Below are 17,500 nucleotides of genomic sequence, written 5' to 3' on the forward strand. Positions count from 1 at the left end.
ATGGAAGTAGAAGCTAATAGTTTAGCAAAAAATATTGAAGAAAACTGGCAGCAGATAAAAGCAGTAATTAAAAAGGAAAGACCGTTAATTCACCAGATAAGTAATTATGTTAGTGCCAGTGATTCTGCCAATATAACTTTAAATTGGGGGGCCTTACCTGTAATGGCATCAGCCCCAGAAGAAGCTGCAGAAATGGTAGAATCAGCATCTGCCCTATTAATAAATTTAGGGACCCTTAATCAAGAACGATTAAAAGCAATTTTTAAAGCCGGCAAAAGAGCCAATCAGCTAAATATACCAGTAATCCTGGATCCTGTAGGAGTAGGTGCCACGGAGTTTAGAAAAGAGGCAGCCTTTAAAATTTTAAAAGAATTAGATTTAACTTTAATTAAAGGAAATAGGGCTGAGATTGCTGTGCTGGCTGAAGAAAAAGCAGAACTAAAAGGTGTAGAATCGATCGGTGAATATAAGAATATGGCCAAAATTGCTCAAAAACTGGCCCAAAAAGAGAATAGTCTTGTGGCAGTCAGTGCAAAGGTGGATATTCTGGCCGGAGAGGAAGAAATTTTTTATTCAGACCGGGGAAGCTACTTAATGGGAGAGATCGTTGGAACAGGTTGTATGCTGGGTTCAACCCTGGCCGTTTTTGCAGCAGTTGAATCAAAGTTGAGCCTATTTGAAAAAATAAAAACTGCTTTAATATATTATGCTTATGCAGGTGAAATAGCAGCTTTAAAAACTCAAACCCCTGCCAAATTTAAAAGAGAATTTATGGATACGATCTATTTGCTGGCTAACAAATAAAAATCAGGAGGAGATAATAATGACAAAGATAAAAAGCAAAAAACTTAACAGATTGGAATTAAATCAAGAAAAATTTAATCAGGGTGCAGAAGATTTTGAGATCTGGTTTAAAAATAATGAAAATTTATTTTTGACTGAACTTAATGCTCTTGCTAAAATGATAACAAAGCCAGAAAAATGTCTTAGTGTTGGAATTGGGAATGGTCTCTTTGCTGAAAAGCTGGATATTAAAAAAGGAGTTGAGCCTTCTCAAGCTATGGCTGATCTTGCAAGGGCCAGAGGAATAGAGGTCAAAGCTGGAAAAGCCGAAGCCCTACCCTTTGCCGACCGGAGTATAGAGCAGATTCTTTTAGGAACAATACTGGCCTATGTAGAAGATAAGCAAAAGGCGGTTTCAGAAGCTTATCGGGTACTTAAAAAGGGTGGTGAGATAATAGTCTCTATTCTACCTGCTGAATCATCTTTTGCTCTGCTCTACAGACTGGCCTTTTTGGAAGGCCATTACAGAACTGAACTTTCACCTAAATATCCCTATCCAATGGATTTTCTGGCAGGAACCGATTGGCTTTCCACCGAAGAACTAATAGAAATCATGGAAGAAGTTGGCTTTAAAAATTTAGAATTCAGGCAAACTTTAACTAAACACCCCAAATATGTTAATGATGAGGTAGAAAAATCAATTCCAGGCTACAAAAAGGGAGATTATGTTGTTGTGAGGGGGGAAAAATAATTGCAGTTTAAAGATTTAGTAAGCGAAAACAAAAAAGACTGGCTTAAGGTTGTTAAGCATCCTTTTGTAGATGAAATTTACCGAGGCAAATTAGCTGAAGAAACATTTAAATTTTATTTAATTCAGGATCATTATTACCTAAATCAATCGATGCGTAATATGGCCATTTTAATCTCTAAAGCGGAAAATTTAAAGCAAAAACAGCAGTTGATAGACATTTTAAATATTGAAGCAAATGTTGAATTTGCTAAATATCAGGAGCTTTTAGAATATTATAGTCTTGAAGTTAAAAGTGCTGAAGAAATGAAAATGACTTATTCAAATATCGCCTATTCAAATTATTTGCTGGCGGTAAGTTCTCAAGCAGGTTTTGCCGAAGGAATGGCAGCTTTGATACCCTGTTACTGGATATATTTAAAAATGGCTGAATATCATCATCACAAATTAAAAGAGAATGATAATCAAATATATCAGGACTGGGCCACCGTTTTTAAAAGTTCAGATTACAAAGAGTTGGTTGAAAATATGGTCGAGATTTTAGAAAAAGAAATAGAAACAAAGAACTTCAAAAAGCTTAACTATCATTTCAAAAATTCTATCAAATTTGAATATCAATTTTTTTCTGATGTTTACCAGAGAAAAATTTGGGAAATATGATTGAAAAAAGTTGACAGAAGTTGTATGATATAATTACTTAATCTTAAGTTTTTTATTATTAAGCTTAAAGTTCAGAAAAATATGACTTTAAAAAGAGAAAGGGGTAAAAATATTGCAGTTTTTAGTCAACAATCCTCAATTTTGGAGAAGTGATGGTTTAAATGAAAAGCCACCAGAAAGTCTGGAGGTTAAGCTTGAAGATGGTAAATTAAAAATCCCATCTGAAGTTAAAGATAGACTGGGTATAGAAGAAAATACAGAATTAAAGTTAAAGCTTGGCTCAAGGGGTTTTTATTTAGAAAGAATGGATCCTCTTTTAACTAAAGTTTATATTGAACCAACCAGTGACTGTAACCTTGACTGTATAACCTGTGTCCGCCATTCCTGGGATGAAGAGATGGGGCATTTAGATCTTGATGTTTATAATAAATTAATTGAAGATTTAAAAGAATTCAAAGGGGTAGAAAAGATTTCTTTTTGGGGGATAGGTGAACCACTCTATAATCCCAATATTGTTGAAATGGTTGAAAAAGCATCTGAGCTTGATGTTCAAACCCAGATGATTACAAATGCACTGCTGCTCGACAAAGAGAAGGCAGAAGGTCTTTTAAAAGCTGGTCTTGACAGTATTGTGGTTTCAGTTGATGGAACTTCACCTGAAACAATGGCAAATATTCGCTCTGGAGCTGATTTAAATCAGGTTGTTTCCAATGTGCAGGAATTTAAAAAAATCAGGGACAAATTAGGTTTTGAAACAGAAATTGGAGTTCAGTATGTTATTATGAAATCAAATGTAGATGAGCTTAAAGATCTACGCCGTTTGGCTTTTAAAATGGGAGCATCATTTATCTTTTTAACCAATCTACTTCCCTATACAGAGAGCATGACCGATGAAATTCTCTATTCTTTTTCAATCAGCCGCTCCAGACCTGAGATAAGAACAGAGCACCGACCAGAAATATATTTACCACCGACAGATTTGAGAGAAAATATTGTTAAAGATATAGCTGCAGTGGGAGGTAAATCTAGTTCTATCAGTACAACCCAGGTGCCATTTAATCCCCATAAGGGTTACTGCAAATTTGTAGAAGAAGGCTCAATCGCTGTTAACTGGCGGGGAGAAATCGCCCCGTGTATTGCTCTAATGCACAGCTATGACCTTTATATCAGGGAGAGAGAAAAACACATCAAAAAATATTCACTGGGTAATGTTAAAGAGCAGCCATTAAATGAAATCTGGAACAGTTTGGAATTTAAAGACTTCCGTAAAGAAGTTAAAGAATTTCCTTATTCAGATTGTACTCAATGCTCGGGTTGTGATATGTCAGAAACAAATGAAGAAGACTGCCATGGAAATCAGTTTCCAGTATGTGGTGACTGCCTCTGGGCCAGAGGTGTAATCCAGTGTCCTTAATCCAGTAAATACTTCTTTAAATTGATAATTGCTATTTGGTTTGCCCCCAAAAAGCCTAAATAAATTTCATCAATAACCAAATAATAACAATTAATTTTTCTTTTATCATCCTAAAATTAATTAGATTAATCCGCCATAATCCTTTATATGACAGGCTTTCTTTGATATAATTAACTTAATAAATCATAGAAAGGATGATAGAATGTTTGTTCCCAACAGTCACCAGCAGTTAAGTCTTTACGACTCATTTAAGGATTTACCTAAATATCTACAGGAATATCTTTTAAATTCCTGGGCCGATACTTTTCAGGAAATTATCTTCCCTGCAATTGATGAAGAACGCTTTGCTGTACTCTACAGTGATAAAGGTTCAAGACCGAATACTCCTGTTAATATAATTATCAGTTCCCTTGTAATTAAAGAACTTTTTGATCTCACTGATGAAAGATTAGTTGCCAATATCCATCTAAGTATGGAATATCAGTATGCTCTTAGATTAACCAGTGAAGAAAGACCGCCTGTCTCTAAAAATACATTCAGTAATTTTAGAGAACGGGTTACAGATTACTACAAAGAAACAGGTATAGACTTAATTCAGCAGGAAGTTGAATCCCTGGCTGAATTAATTACAGATAATCTGGAAATCGAAGGCGATAGAGCTAGAATTGATTCTTTTATGGTTTCTTCTTCCGCCAGAGAATTATCCAGAATAGAACTTGTTTATACTGTTAATGCTAACTTCATCAAAATGCTTTCTCAGTCTTTTGAAGATCTAATTCCTGAAGGACTTGAAGTATATTTAAAAGAGTCCCACAGAAATGAAGTCATCTATCGAACCAAAAATGATGAAACCAAAAGCAAACTCAAAAAGCTATTAGAAGATGCTAAAACTCTTTATGATTCAGCAGTTACTGCCGGAGGCAGTGTTACTGAAACTGAAGAATTTATGCTTCTAAAAAGAATGCTCGGAGAACAGACAGATTATGATGACGATGATTTTGATGATCTTGATCCTGATAATATTGAAGCTAAGGACGGTACAGAATTGGAATCTGATATTCTGCAGAACCCCAGTGATCCTGATGCAACTTTTAGACAGAAATATGAAGCTAATATCGGCTATACAGCCAATGTGCTGGAAGTTTTTGACGACGATAATTCTGTAATTACAACCTATGATTTTAAGCCTAACATATATTCTGATCAGGACTTTAGTGCTGATACTTTAGAAAAGCTGAACAGTGAGCATGTGCTAAACTTTAATATTGAGAACCCAATAAAAATCTTTATGGATGGTGCTTATTATACTTATGGCCTTGCTAAAAAGGCTTTAAATCTCGGTATTAAGTTTATGCCCGGTGAATTAACCGGTAAAAAACCTGCTGCTGACAAAATGACCTATTATCAAAACTTTAATCTTGGTTCTGACTATGAAAATGTTTTAAGCTGTGCCAATGATGTAGAACCTGATTATCAGGAGAAAGACCCTGATAAGAATTCATTCTATGCCATCTTTGATAAAGAAAAGTGTGCTGGCTGCAAACTAAAATCAGAGTGCAGAATAAAAAGCAACAAAAAACATAATTCAGTCAGTTTTACTGAACAACGATATGAAACAGGAAAACTAAGAGAAACAATGGGAGAAAAAGAATACATCCAAGAATGTAACCAGAGAGCAGGCGTAGAAGGAATACCTTCTGTTTTCAGACGCAAATATGATGTCGATGATATGCCGGTCAGGGGTTAAGTATGTCAAAAAATCTGGTTTGGATTCAAAGTTGCAGCAGCAAACTTCAAAAAGTTGCTGAAAGGACTGGAACCATCCACCTCCTGAACCAGGTAAGTCTTTTTTACACTATATAATTTTATTTTTACTGATAAATGAGAAATTTATTACTCAAGACCTTAGATAATTTTATTTCTAAGGATATTTATTTAGTCTTTTTGGGGGCAAACCATAATATAGAATTATGGATCTCCAGATTTAAGTGCTTTGTTTTATTAATCATTTCTTGAATTGGATTCGTTATAGATTATTTCAGACTTTTTGCAGTGCAAATATTTATTTTTTTAAAATAAAGGAGTTTACAGAATATTCGTGAACATTAACATTATAAGCTGTTATTATTTTAAATGAGAGGAGGCAAAAAAATTGTTTGTTGAAAATACTTATTATTTAGAAAAAATAAGTGATGCATGGGAAAAATTAGCAATTAGTGGTGATATAGAAGAATCTATCAGAGATAATATTAAAGAATCATGGAATAGATGTATTAATGATGATAATAATAAATTAAACCCAATAACTGATAAACCAACTGATGTAATAATAAGGGGTAATAAATTAAAAGAAATTAAAGAACAAAATAGCAAATTAATTTATTACTGTTTGCCTAAAATGAAAGAGCTATACTCTCTGGTAAAAGGTTCAGGTTATAATGTAATTCTTGCTGATAACAAAGGTTGTATTTTAAAAGTTATAGGAGATAAAAGTTTGGCTTTTTCTAAAAAATATGATATTATCGAAGGCGCTAATTGGTCAGAAGAAGTACAGGGAACTAATGCAGTTGGAACTTTAATTAAAAACAAAACACCGGTTACAATATTTTCTAAAGAACATCTTCTTAAAAAAAACCATGATTTAGTTTGTACAGCAGTACCAATCATAGATAAATTCGGTTATATATGTGGAGTATTATGTATGGCTGCCAATTATAAAAATATTCATCCTCATACATCTGCACTTTTAAAAAAAGTATGTGAGGATATTAACAGAGAGCTAATTGTTCAGAGTAAGGATTATAGTTCGTTAAATAACAGCTTAAAAAACAAGCAAAAAGAAGAAACTGCTGATTATAATTTTTCTGATATAATTTATAAAAGTCTTAAAATGAAAGAATTAATGAAAGCTGCAAAAAAAGTAGCATTTAATGATTCTACGGTTTTGATTCATGGCGAAACCGGAACAGGTAAAGAGCTTCTGGCACAATCGATTCATAATTATAGTTTTCGTTCAAACAAACCATTTGTTGCTGTAAACTGTAGTGCAATACCGGATGATTTGTTTGAAAGTGAATTTTTTGGTTATGAAGAAGGTGCATTTACAGGCGGGAAAAAAGGTGGTAGAGTAGGAAAACTTGAATATGCAGATGAAGGAACAGTATTTTTAGATGAAATTAATAATTTAACCAAAGTAAATCAGGCCAGATTATTAAGAGTAATTGAAGAGCAGAAAATCACTTCATTAGGAAGTAATAAGAGTAAAAATATTGATTTAAGATTTATTGCAGCTTCAAACAAATCGCTTGCTAAACTTGTTGAAGAAAATAAATTCAGAAAAGATCTTTATTATAGATTAAATGTTGTCAATCTAAATATTCCACCTCTAAAAGAGAGGAAAATTGATATTTTAGTATTGGCAAATTATTTTTTAAGAAAATTAGGTTATAAATTCAATAAAGGTAGTCTTAAAATTGGAAGGGAAGCAAAACAAATATTCTTAGATTATAACTGGCCGGGAAATGTCCGAGAACTGAGGAATGTAATTGAAAGCGCATTAAATTTAATGGACAATTCTATACTTAAATTAGAGCATATACCTAACCACATCAGAAAGATTCTTAATGATAAGGGAAATAGAATTCTTACTTTTGATGAGTATGAAAAGAAATTTATTAGAGATGCTTTAGTATTTTTTGATGGCAATATCACTTTAACAGCTAAACAGTTAAACATTGCGAGAAATACTCTTTATAGGAAGCTTGAAAAATATAATATTAGTGGTTGTTAGAAAATCTAACACTAATTGAATAATATATAAAGCCTTACATCTCAACTTTTAATCTCCTTAATTTATTGATTAGGGAGGTTTTTTTATTTTTATATGAAAGATGTGTAACTAAACCTAACAGTTTTTTAAATTTTGTGAATTTATTAACTATATATTTCTTTGGAATTGACACTAATAATAGGAATAATAGCTATTTTTTTTGATTGGCATAATTAATGCATTTAAATATATGTAAATTGAACTCCTAACTAATTTGTAAAGGAGAATTAAAATGGATAGTAAAATTCTAAGAATTAATATGTCAGAACTTAAAATTAATGAAGAAGAAGTTTCTAAAGATTATTTGCTTTTAAATGGTAGAGAATTAACTACAAAAATTATGAGTGATGAAATTCCTGAAAATTGTAACCCACTAAAAGAAAAAAACAAAGTTGTAATAGCTCCAAGTATATTAAATAATACTAATTCATCATGTTCAGGAAGACTTTCTATTGGAGCTAAAAGCCCTTTAACTTTAACTATTAAAGAATATAATTCTGAAGCAGTCTGCAGCCACAAATTAATTAAACTCGCTATTAAAGCAATAATTATAGAAGGCCTTTCAGAAGAAAATAAATTTTATAAAGTAATAATAAAAAACGAATCAATTGTACTTGAACTTGCTGAAGAATATGAAGGTATAGGAAGTTATAATTTAATTGACTTAATTAAATCTGAATATGGAAACGAAATTGTTTTAATTTCTATTGGAGTTGAAGCAGAAAATAAAATGATTGCTGCTGGGATATCCATTAATGATGTGGATAGCCATTTTCATAGATATGCTGCAGGAGGGGGGTTAGGAGCAGTTTTAGCTGCGAAAGGGGTTAAAGCTTTAATAATTGATAATAATAATTCTGATAAAGCTGAATTGCATAATAAGGCAAAGTCTAATCTATCAGTAAAAAAGTTTGACTAAAGTTATATTATAAAAAAAGAAGGGAGTTGGTTATTTGAATTGATGGTTCATATTTAGTATTTTAGTTTTGAAGCTGACAGAGTTATATTTTTAAAATTCAAATTAATAATAGGAGGTTTCTAAATGGCAATTACAAAAGATAAATTAACTTATGGAATTAAGCCTTATAATGAAGATTGGGGTACTGGTGTTTCTGGTATGAATGCGGAGACTGCCTCTCCATTTGAAAGAATTCGCAATTGGAGAAAACAATTTTTAGATACTCCGCTAACTCTTGATGAAGAAAGGGCAATTCTTTGGACAGAAGCTTTAAAAGGAAATGAAGATAAACCACAGATTATAAGAAATGCAGAGGCATTGGCCTATGTGTTGGAAAACATTCAAATTCATATTGGCGATTACGAATTAATTTTAGGTAACATGGCTGCTCCGCCTCGCTGTGCACCTGTGTTTCCAGAGTTTTCTTATGAATGGATGTTAGATGAATTAGAAAATGCTCCTTTTAACGAAAGAGACGGAGATAGATTTGAATATAATAAGAAAACTAAAAACAATTTAATGAACCTGGCTGAATTTTGGAAAGGTCAAACTGTTCATGATTTAGCTAAAAATCTAATGAGTGAAGAAGAATTAAAAGGAACGGGCGGGTATGGGAAAGGTCTATATTTACTTGGGAATTATTTTTATGGTGGAGTTGGTCACTGTTCACCTAGATATGAAAAACTTTTAGATTTAGGCTGGCAGGGGATCAAAGAACAGGTAGAAAAAAATTATGCTAAAATAGATATGACAGATCCTGAAGGAATAAAAAAAGCAGCATTTTACAAAGCAGAATTAATTAGTGTAGAAGCAATAATGAATTATATAAAAAGATATGCTCAATATGCTAGAGAAAAAGCTGAAGCAGAAAGTGGTGCTCGTAAAGAAGAATTAATGCAAATGGCAGATAACTGTGAATGGATTTCAGAAAATCCACCAAGAAATTTCTGGGAAGCAATGCAGATGTGGTGGTTTATTACAGTTACTATAACTATAGAAGGTAATGGACATTCTATAGCATATGGAAGATTTGATCAGTATATGTATCCATTTTATAAAAAAGATATTGAGGATGGTACTTTTTCTAAAGAATTTATACAAGAATTAATTGAATGTGGTTGGATAAAAATAAGTGAACTGACCAAAATTAGAGATGCCGGTTCTACAGCTGCTTTTGGTGGTGTTGAACTTGGTGGAACTTCTTTAACCCTCGGTGGAGTAACACCTGATGGTGATGATGCTACAAATGATTTATCATTTATGGGAATTGATGCGTTAGCTCATGTAAGATTACATGCACCATGGATAACAACAAGACATCATATCGATGAACCTAAAGAATGGATGCTAAAATGTACCAAAGTTGCAAAAATGGGATTTGGTTTACCTTCATTTTTCAATGATGAAGTAATTATTCCTTCTATGTTGAACAGGGGCAGAAAAATTGAAGATTGTCGTGACTATAATGCACTTGGTTGTGTTGAGCCAGATGCAGGAGGTCGTGAATATGGCTGGCATGATGCTGCATTCTTTAATATGAACAAAGTACTTGAGCTTGCTATAAACAATGGAAAATGTATCAACTGTAGTTCTGACTGCCCTATTTATGAAAATTGTGTAGGAGCTGGCTCACAGCTTGGTTTAGAAACAGGTTCACTTGCTGATTTTGAAACATTTGAAGAAGTAAAAGAAGCATATGAAAAACAGATGGAATACTGGGTTGATCGTTTAACTGCTGCTCTTAATTCTTGTGATATAGCTCATATGGAGCGCAAACCACTACCATATTTATCACTACTTATCGAAGATTGCATAGATAAGGGGGTTGATGTTACAAGAGGTGGAGCTAGATATAACTTTATTGGTCCTCAGGGTGTAGGTGTTGCAAATGTAGCTGATGGGCTTTCCAATATTAAATATCTTGTTTTTAATGAAAAAGAGATAAGCGGAGAAGAATTATTAGAAGCTTTAGAAAAAAATTGGGAAGGCTATGAACCTATTTATGTTAAAGCAAACAGCAGCAATATACCTCATTACGGAAATGATGATGACTATGCAGATACATTAGCTAAATACGGGGCCAATGTATATTGTAAAGAAGTAGAAGAAAGACCGGCTGCTCATGGGGGTATTTTTCAGCCTGGATTATATCCTGTTTCTGCTAATGTTCCACATGGTGCTATGCAAGCTGCAACACCTGATGGTAGGAAAGCTGGTGAAGCAGTTGCAGATGGAGTTTCCCCTGTTCATACAAGTCGGGCTTCACATGATATTTCTGGACCTACAGCATTATTTAAATCTGTATCTAGTCTTGATCATGCAAGAGCATCAAATGGTACACTATTAAATACAAGATTTGCGCCATCAACACTTGAAGGTGAAACAGGTGATGAAAACTTCATGGCTTCAATGAGAGTATATTTTGAACGCAAGGGTATGCATAATCAGATTAATGTAATTAGCAGTGAAGTATTGAAAGATGCTATGGAAAATCCTGGAAATTATAAAGGTCTACTTGTTAGGGTAGCTGGATATAGTGCTTTCTTCACTGAACTTGATTCTAGTTTACAAAAAGATTTAATTGAAAGAACTGAGATGTCTTATTAAATATATGGAGGTTTGACAAATATGAAACTAAACTTAAAAACTGCATTAAAAATGATTGAAGCGGCTGAAGCAAAGGCAGAAGAAATTGAGGTGCCAATGGTAATAACTGTTTTAGATGGAGGAGGAAATCTTATTGCTCAACATCGTATGGACGATGCAATATTTGCAAGTGTAGATATTTCTCTTAATAAGGCATATACTTCAGTTTCTACTAAAATGCCTTCTCATGTTATTGGTGAAGCTTCTCAGGTTGATCAACCTCTATTTGGTATAAACACCACTAATAATGGCAGACTTGTGATATTCGGTGGAGGCTTTCCAGTTAATGATAATAAAGGTAATGTAATAGGTGCTATAGGTGTTAGTGGAGGAGAAGTAGAAGATGATATGAGCTGTGCTGAGGCTGGATTAGAAGTTTTAGAATAAATATCAACTATATAAGTGGTGGGGCTTGAATTCCTCACCACTTGTATACTAATTTGTCTAGAGGTGATTATTTTGAATGATATAAATGGAAATGTATTTAACATCCAGCGATATACAGTTCATGATGGCCCTGGAATTAGAACTGAAATATTTTTAAAAGGTTGTTCTTTAAAATGTCTCTGGTGTTGTAACCCAGAAAGTTTTAATAAAAATCTTGAAATTGGAGTATATCCAGATAAATGTATAGGGATAGATAAGTGTGGTTATTGTCTAGAAGCATGTTCTTTTCCTAAAGAGAAAATATTTGAAATAAATGAAAATAATGCTGTAGAATCAATTAATAGAGAATTATGCACTAATTGTCTGAGATGTGCTGAAGTTTGTCCAGGCGATGTGATTATTACTTGGGGTGAAATTAAAAAGGTTAGTGAAGTAATTGAAGAAGTAAGTAAAGATAAAATATATTATGATGAATCAGGTGGTGGAATTACTATTTCTGGAGGTGAGCTTCTCGTACAGTGGGAGTTTGCGCTAGAATTATTAAAAGAGAGTAAAAGACTAGGTATCAATACTTGTATAGAAACCACTCTTTACGCCAAATGGAATATAATAGAACAATTATTAGATTATAGTGATCTTTTAATAACAGATATTAAACATATGAATGCAAAAAAACACAAAGAATTTACGGGAGTTTCTAATAAATTAATATTAGAAAATATTATTAAAGTTTCAAAAGAAGATATTCCATATCTTATTCGTATACCTATGGTTCCTGATCATGTAGCAACCGAAGAAAATATGAGAGAAACTGCAAAATTTATCAAAGAAGAACTAAAAAATATGCCTTTGCAGATACAACTACTTCCTTTTCATGAATATGGCCAAAGCAAATATAATACACTTGGAATGAGTTATCTTTTAAAAAATTATAATTTTCCTGAAAGAAAAACTCAAAATTATCTAATTGAAAGTCTGCATACAATAATGTTAGATTATCAAATACCAGTTGTTATCGGAAGTACCAACAAACTTCCTTTGAGTAAAAAATAAGAAATTTAAACTTTTTGATAGAGCTCTGTCAGTATGATATTGTTTATTTTCATTCAGTAAGAAAAACACAAAAAGTTTCATTAAAGATAAAATAAGGTTTGCCCCCAAAAAGCCTAAATAAATTTCATCAATAACCAAATAATAACAATTAATTTTTCTTTTATCATCCTAAAATTAATTAGATTAATCCGCCATAATCCTTTATATGACAGGCTTTCTTTGATATAATTAACTTAATAAATCATAGAAAGGATGATAGAATGTTTGTTCCCAACAGTCACCAGCAGTTAAGTCTTTACGACTCATTTAAGGATTTACCTAAATATCTACAGGAATATCTTTTAAATTCCTGGGCCGATACTTTTCAGGAAATTATCTTCCCTGCAATTGATGAAGAACGCTTTGCTGTACTCTACAGTGATAAAGGTTCAAGACCGAATACTCCTGTTAATATAATTATCAGTTCCCTTGTAATTAAAGAACTTTTTGATCTCACTGATGAAAGATTAGTTGCCAATATCCATCTAAGTATGGAATATCAGTATGCTCTTAGATTAACCAGTGAAGAAAGACCGCCTGTCTCTAAAAATACATTCAGTAATTTTAGAGAACGGGTTACAGATTACTACAAAGAAACAGGTATAGACTTAATTCAGCAGGAAGTTGAATCCCTGGCTGAATTAATTACAGATAATCTGGAAATCGAAGGCGATAGAGCTAGAATTGATTCTTTTATGGTTTCTTCTTCCGCCAGAGAATTATCCAGAATAGAACTTGTTTATACTGTTAATGCTAACTTCATCAAAATGCTTTCTCAGTCTTTTGAAGATCTAATTCCTGAAGGACTTGAAGTATATTTAAAAGAGTCCCACAGAAATGAAGTCATCTATCGAACCAAAAATGATGAAACCAAAAGCAAACTCAAAAAGCTATTAGAAGATGCTAAAACTCTTTATGATTCAGCAGTTACTGCCGGAGGCAGTGTTACTGAAACTGAAGAATTTATGCTTCTAAAAAGAATGCTCGGAGAACAGACAGATTATGATGACGATGATTTTGATGATCTTGATCCTGATAATATTGAAGCTAAGGACGGTACAGAATTGGAATCTGATATTCTGCAGAACCCCAGTGATCCTGATGCAACTTTAGACAGAAATATGAAGCTAATATCGGCTATACAGCCAATGTGCTGGAAGTTTTTGACGACGATAATTCTGTAATTACAACCTATGATTTTAAGCCTAACATATATTCTGATCAGGACTTTAGTGCTGATACTTTAGAAAAGCTGAACAGTGAGCATGTGCTAAACTTTAATATTGAGAACCCAATAAAAATCTTTATGGATGGTGCTTATTATACTTATGGCCTTGCTAAAAAGGCTTTAAATCTCGGTATTAAGTTTATGCCCGGTGAATTAACCGGTAAAAAACCTGCTGCTGACAAAATGACCTATTATCAAAACTTTAATCTTGGTTCTGACTATGAAAATGTTTTAAGCTGTGCCAATGATGTAGAACCTGATTATCAGGAGAAAGACCCTGATAAGAATTCATTCTATGCCATCTTTGATAAAGAAAAGTGTGCTGGCTGCAAACTAAAATCAGAGTGCAGAATAAAAAGCAACAAAAAACATAATTCAGTCAGTTTTACTGAACAACGATATGAAACAGGAAAACTAAGAGAAACAATGGGAGAAAAAGAATACATCCAAGAATGTAACCAGAGAGCAGGCGTAGAAGGAATACCTTCTGTTTTCAGACGCAAATATGATGTCGATGATATGCCGGTCAGGGGTTAAGTATGTCAAAAAATCTGGTTTGGATTCAAAGTTGCAGCAGCAAACTTCAAAAAGTTGCTGAAAGGACTGGAACCATCCACCTCCTGAACCAGGTAAGTCTTTTTTACACTATATAATTTTATTTTTACTGATAAATGAGAAATTTATTACTCAAGACCTTAGATAATTTTATTTCTAAGGATATTTATTTAGTCTTTTTGGGGGCAAACCACTATTTGAGCAATGAATTATTAAAATAATTTTCAAAAAATATAGAAATTTACAAAAACTAAGCAGGAATTTAGCCTTTTATATTTAATAATATTAGTAATACCTTCGAGTTTTTCTGCCTAAAGAAAATAGCTTTCTAAGGTGGCTAAACCGATGGGTTGAGAAAGAAATGACTCAGCCTCCCGTGCTTGGAAAGAAGAGTAATCTTAAGGAGGTATAATTAATGGGAAAAATTTATGAATATCAGGTATTAAGGGTAAATTTAAGTGATGGAGAAATTTCACGCGAAACAATTGCTGGTGAAAATGTTAAAAAGTTTTTAGGTGGGAGAGGTCTCGCTTCTAAAATGCTTTATGATGAAATTGATCCAAAGGTTGATCCTTTAAGCCCTGAAAACAAGCTTATTTATGCTTCAGGTCTTCTAACAGGTACTGCAGCTTCTACGGGAGGACGCTATATGGTAATCACCAAGGGTCCTTTAACAGGTACTATTGCAAGTAGTAACTCAGGTGGATTCTTCGGTGCTGAAATGAGATTTAGCGGTAATGATATAATTGTATTTGAAGGTAAAGCAGAAAAACCTGTCTATCTATCTCTAAAAGGAGATAAGGCTGAACTCAAAGATGCTTCACATCTGTGGGGTAAAGGTGTTTATGATACTACAGATATGTTAATTGAAGAATTTGGTGATGAAAAAGCAAGAGTAAGCTGTATCGGTCCTGGTGGAGAAAAACTGGTTAAATTTGCTTCAATAATGAATGAAAAAGATAGAGCAGCAGGTAGAACCGGTGTTGGAGCAGTTATGGGTTCTAAAAACTTAAAAGCCATAGTTGTTAAAGCTGATGAAAAACAGGTAGAGTATTTTAAAGATGAGATGATGGAAGTGGTTAAAAAGCAGACTAAAACATTAAAAGAAGATGGAGTTACAGGAGAAGGTCTTCCTGCCCTGGGTACTAAGGTGCTTGATAATATTATCAACTCACATGGAGCATATCCAAGAAATAACTTCCAGTATGGTACCTTTGCAGATGTTGAAGAGGTATCAGGAGAAGCTTTAGTAGAAAAAGGCTATCTACAGGGTAATAAAGGATGTTATGGTTGTCCTATCCGCTGTGGTAGACATACCAAACTTCCAAATGGCCAGGAAGGTGAAGGTCCTGAATACGAAACTGGTTGGGCTTTTGGTGCTGACTGTGGTGTTAATGATTTAAATGCTATAGTTCAGGCAAACTTCCTCTGTAATGATTTAGGTTTGGATACAATATCTGCTGGTGCAACCATTGCAGCTGCAATGGAATTATATGAAAAAGGTTATATAGATAAAGATGAACTGGAAAATGGTCCAGAACTTAAATTTGGTTCTTCAGAATCAGTTATTTATTATACAAGACAGATGGCTTATCGTGAAGGTTTTGGCGACCAGATGGCTGAAGGTTCATATAGATTAGCAGAAGCTAAAGGTAATGCAGAACTTTCTATGAGTGTTAAAAAACAGGAATTACCTGCCTATGATCCTCGCGGAATTCAAGGCCAGGGTTTAAATTATGCTACCTCTAATCGTGGTGGATGTCATGTAAGAGGATATATGGTTTCTCCAGAGGTATTAGGAGTACCAGAAAAACTTGATCCGCTTGAATTAAAAGGAAAGCCAGAGTGGGTTAAAATATTCCAGGATCTAACAGCAGTAATTGATTCACTTGGAATGTGCCTCTTTACTTCTTTTGCCCTTGGTTTAGAAGATTATACAGAAATAGCTAATGCCGGAACAGAGTTTGATTTTACACCAGAAGAAATGCTGGAAAATGGAGAAAGAATCTGGAACCTGGAGCGTCAGTTTAACCTTGAAGCAGGTATTACACCTGATCAGGATAAACTTCCTAAGCGCTTTGATGAACCACTTCCAGATGGAACCTTTAGAGGTTCTGCAGCTAAATATAGAGAAATTCTGCCCGAGTATTATGAAATTCGCGGCTGGCAGGAAGATGGCTGGATTAGTGACGAAAAATTAAGTGAGATGGGATTGAAATAAATGTCAGTAGAAGTTAAGTTTCATTCTTTATTTAGAATTAATTTAAAAAGTCGCGGTCACAAATATCAGATTGAAAATGAAATCAATGTAAGAGAATTGATTGATCTACTTGACAGCGACTATGATGATTATTTTTCTAAAAAATTGTTGGATGCCGGGAAAATTTCTCCCGGCTCCATCATCTTATTAAATGGAGAAAATGTAATCCATTTAGATGGTCTGGATACTAAAATTAAAGATGGGGATAAAGTCACTCTATTTCCTCCCTCAGCAGGTGGTTAGATGCGAGAATATCTTAAAAGACAGAAAAAACTATTTAGCAGTGAGGAAAGAAAAATAATGGCAGGCTTAAATGTAATGCTCGCTGGTACAGGAGGTCTTGGCACAAATCTAGCAGTTCAGCTGCAGAGAATTGGGGTTAATAAAATCTATCTTTATGATTATGACAAAGTAGAAGTCTCCAACTTAAACCGGCAGATTTGTTATGGCCGTGATGATATTGGTAAAGCCAAGGTAGACTGTGCTGCAGAATTCTTAAAGAAATTTAAGCTTGATACTGAAATAGTTGCTAAAAATGAAAAAATTAGAGAAGACATGGAACTGCCTGATGATTTAGATATAATTTTTGATGCTCTTGATAACTTTAATACCAGATTTATCGTAGATAAGCTGGCTCAAAAGTATGAGCTTCCCTTTATTCATGCCGGGGTTGAAAATTTTTTCGCTCAGATAATGCTGATTCTACCCGAGAGTGAAAAGAGACTCAAGGATATCTTTGCCGGAGCAGAAAAAGATGAAGTGCCGGCAGTATTTTCACCTGCAGTTACTATAGCCGCTTCTTTTCAGGTGCTTGAAGCATTAAAATATCTATTGGGCAGGGATAATTATTTAAGTGATAGTATTTTGCATCTTGATTTTATGAATTCAGAAATAGAAAAAATAGAGTTAAAATAACTTGACTTAAATATTTGATCTTAAT

15 protein-coding genes and 1 riboswitch are annotated in these 17,500 nt (G+C 33.5%); all 15 genes read left to right on the plus strand.

The features are described 5' to 3' along the window. The 15 genes from thiM to HALSA_RS03690 all read left to right on the plus strand — a co-directional run bounded on the left by thiM (position 1) and on the right by HALSA_RS03690 (position 17,475). Positions 1-804, plus strand: a complete 804-nt coding sequence (thiM, locus tag HALSA_RS03620) for a hydroxyethylthiazole kinase (RefSeq protein ID WP_013405259.1) — start codon at positions 1-3, stop codon at positions 802-804. A gap of 19 nt (positions 805-823) precedes the next feature. Then, positions 824-1,534 carry a methyltransferase domain-containing protein gene (locus HALSA_RS03625; protein WP_013405260.1) on the plus strand — a complete coding sequence of 237 codons (711 nt, stop codon included), beginning with the start codon at positions 824-826 and terminating at the stop codon, positions 1,532-1,534. Continuing rightward, positions 1,535-2,191, plus strand: coding sequence for a TenA family protein (locus HALSA_RS03630; RefSeq protein WP_013405261.1), 657 nt, complete (start codon positions 1,535-1,537; stop codon positions 2,189-2,191). Positions 2,192-2,303: 112 nt separating this feature from the next. Further along, positions 2,304-3,605, plus strand: coding sequence for a radical SAM/SPASM domain-containing protein (locus HALSA_RS03635; protein ID WP_013405262.1), 1,302 nt, complete (start codon positions 2,304-2,306; stop codon positions 3,603-3,605). Between the two features lie 202 nt (positions 3,606-3,807). After that, the gene (locus tag HALSA_RS03640; RefSeq protein WP_013405263.1) at positions 3,808-5,352 is read left to right on the plus strand and encodes a transposase; all 1,545 of its coding nucleotides are present in this window, start codon (positions 3,808-3,810) and stop codon (positions 5,350-5,352) included. Between the two features lie 405 nt (positions 5,353-5,757). After that, complete coding sequence (locus tag HALSA_RS12375) at positions 5,758-7,395, plus strand: sigma-54 interaction domain-containing protein (RefSeq protein ID WP_013405264.1); 1,638 nt, start codon at positions 5,758-5,760, stop codon at positions 7,393-7,395. 271 nt (positions 7,396-7,666) lie between these two features. Next, positions 7,667-8,353: an aldehyde ferredoxin oxidoreductase N-terminal domain-containing protein gene (locus HALSA_RS03650; protein ID WP_013405265.1), complete on the plus strand. Its 687-nt coding sequence runs from the start codon at positions 7,667-7,669 to the stop codon at positions 8,351-8,353. A gap of 123 nt (positions 8,354-8,476) precedes the next feature. Then, entirely contained in the window at positions 8,477-10,999 is a 2,523-nt protein-coding gene (locus HALSA_RS03655; RefSeq protein ID WP_013405266.1) for a glycyl radical protein, read from the plus strand. Positions 11,000-11,020: 21 nt separating this feature from the next. Beyond that, the gene (locus HALSA_RS03660) at positions 11,021-11,425 is read left to right on the plus strand and encodes a GlcG/HbpS family heme-binding protein (protein WP_013405267.1); all 405 of its coding nucleotides are present in this window, start codon (positions 11,021-11,023) and stop codon (positions 11,423-11,425) included. Between the two features lie 72 nt (positions 11,426-11,497). Further along, a complete protein-coding gene (locus HALSA_RS03665; protein WP_013405268.1) occupies positions 11,498-12,478 on the plus strand; it encodes a glycyl-radical enzyme activating protein in 981 nt (326 codons plus the stop codon). A 260-nt stretch (positions 12,479-12,738) separates the two neighbouring features. Beyond that, positions 12,739-13,701, plus strand: a complete 963-nt coding sequence (locus tag HALSA_RS03670) for a transposase (RefSeq protein WP_049773841.1) — start codon at positions 12,739-12,741, stop codon at positions 13,699-13,701. Beyond that, complete coding sequence (locus tag HALSA_RS03675) at positions 13,668-14,282, plus strand: transposase (RefSeq protein ID WP_041595783.1); 615 nt, start codon at positions 13,668-13,670, stop codon at positions 14,280-14,282. The genes HALSA_RS03670 and HALSA_RS03675 overlap by 34 nt, the downstream gene beginning before the upstream one ends. 301 nt (positions 14,283-14,583) lie before the next feature. Further along, positions 14,584-14,707, plus strand: a riboswitch (molybdenum cofactor riboswitch). A gap of 8 nt (positions 14,708-14,715) precedes the next feature. Further along, positions 14,716-16,521, plus strand: coding sequence for an aldehyde ferredoxin oxidoreductase family protein (locus HALSA_RS03680; protein ID WP_013405269.1), 1,806 nt, complete (start codon positions 14,716-14,718; stop codon positions 16,519-16,521). Beyond that, entirely contained in the window at positions 16,522-16,803 is a 282-nt protein-coding gene (locus HALSA_RS03685; RefSeq protein WP_013405270.1) for a MoaD family protein, read from the plus strand. After that, a complete protein-coding gene (locus HALSA_RS03690) occupies positions 16,804-17,475 on the plus strand; it encodes a HesA/MoeB/ThiF family protein (RefSeq protein ID WP_013405271.1) in 672 nt (223 codons plus the stop codon). It abuts the gene before it with no gap. Positions 17,476-17,500: the final 25 nt, after the last annotated feature.

Source organism: Halanaerobium hydrogeniformans, from assembly GCF_000166415.1.
GTDB classification, from domain to species: Bacteria; Bacillota; Halanaerobiia; order Halanaerobiales; family Halanaerobiaceae; genus Halanaerobium; species Halanaerobium hydrogeniformans.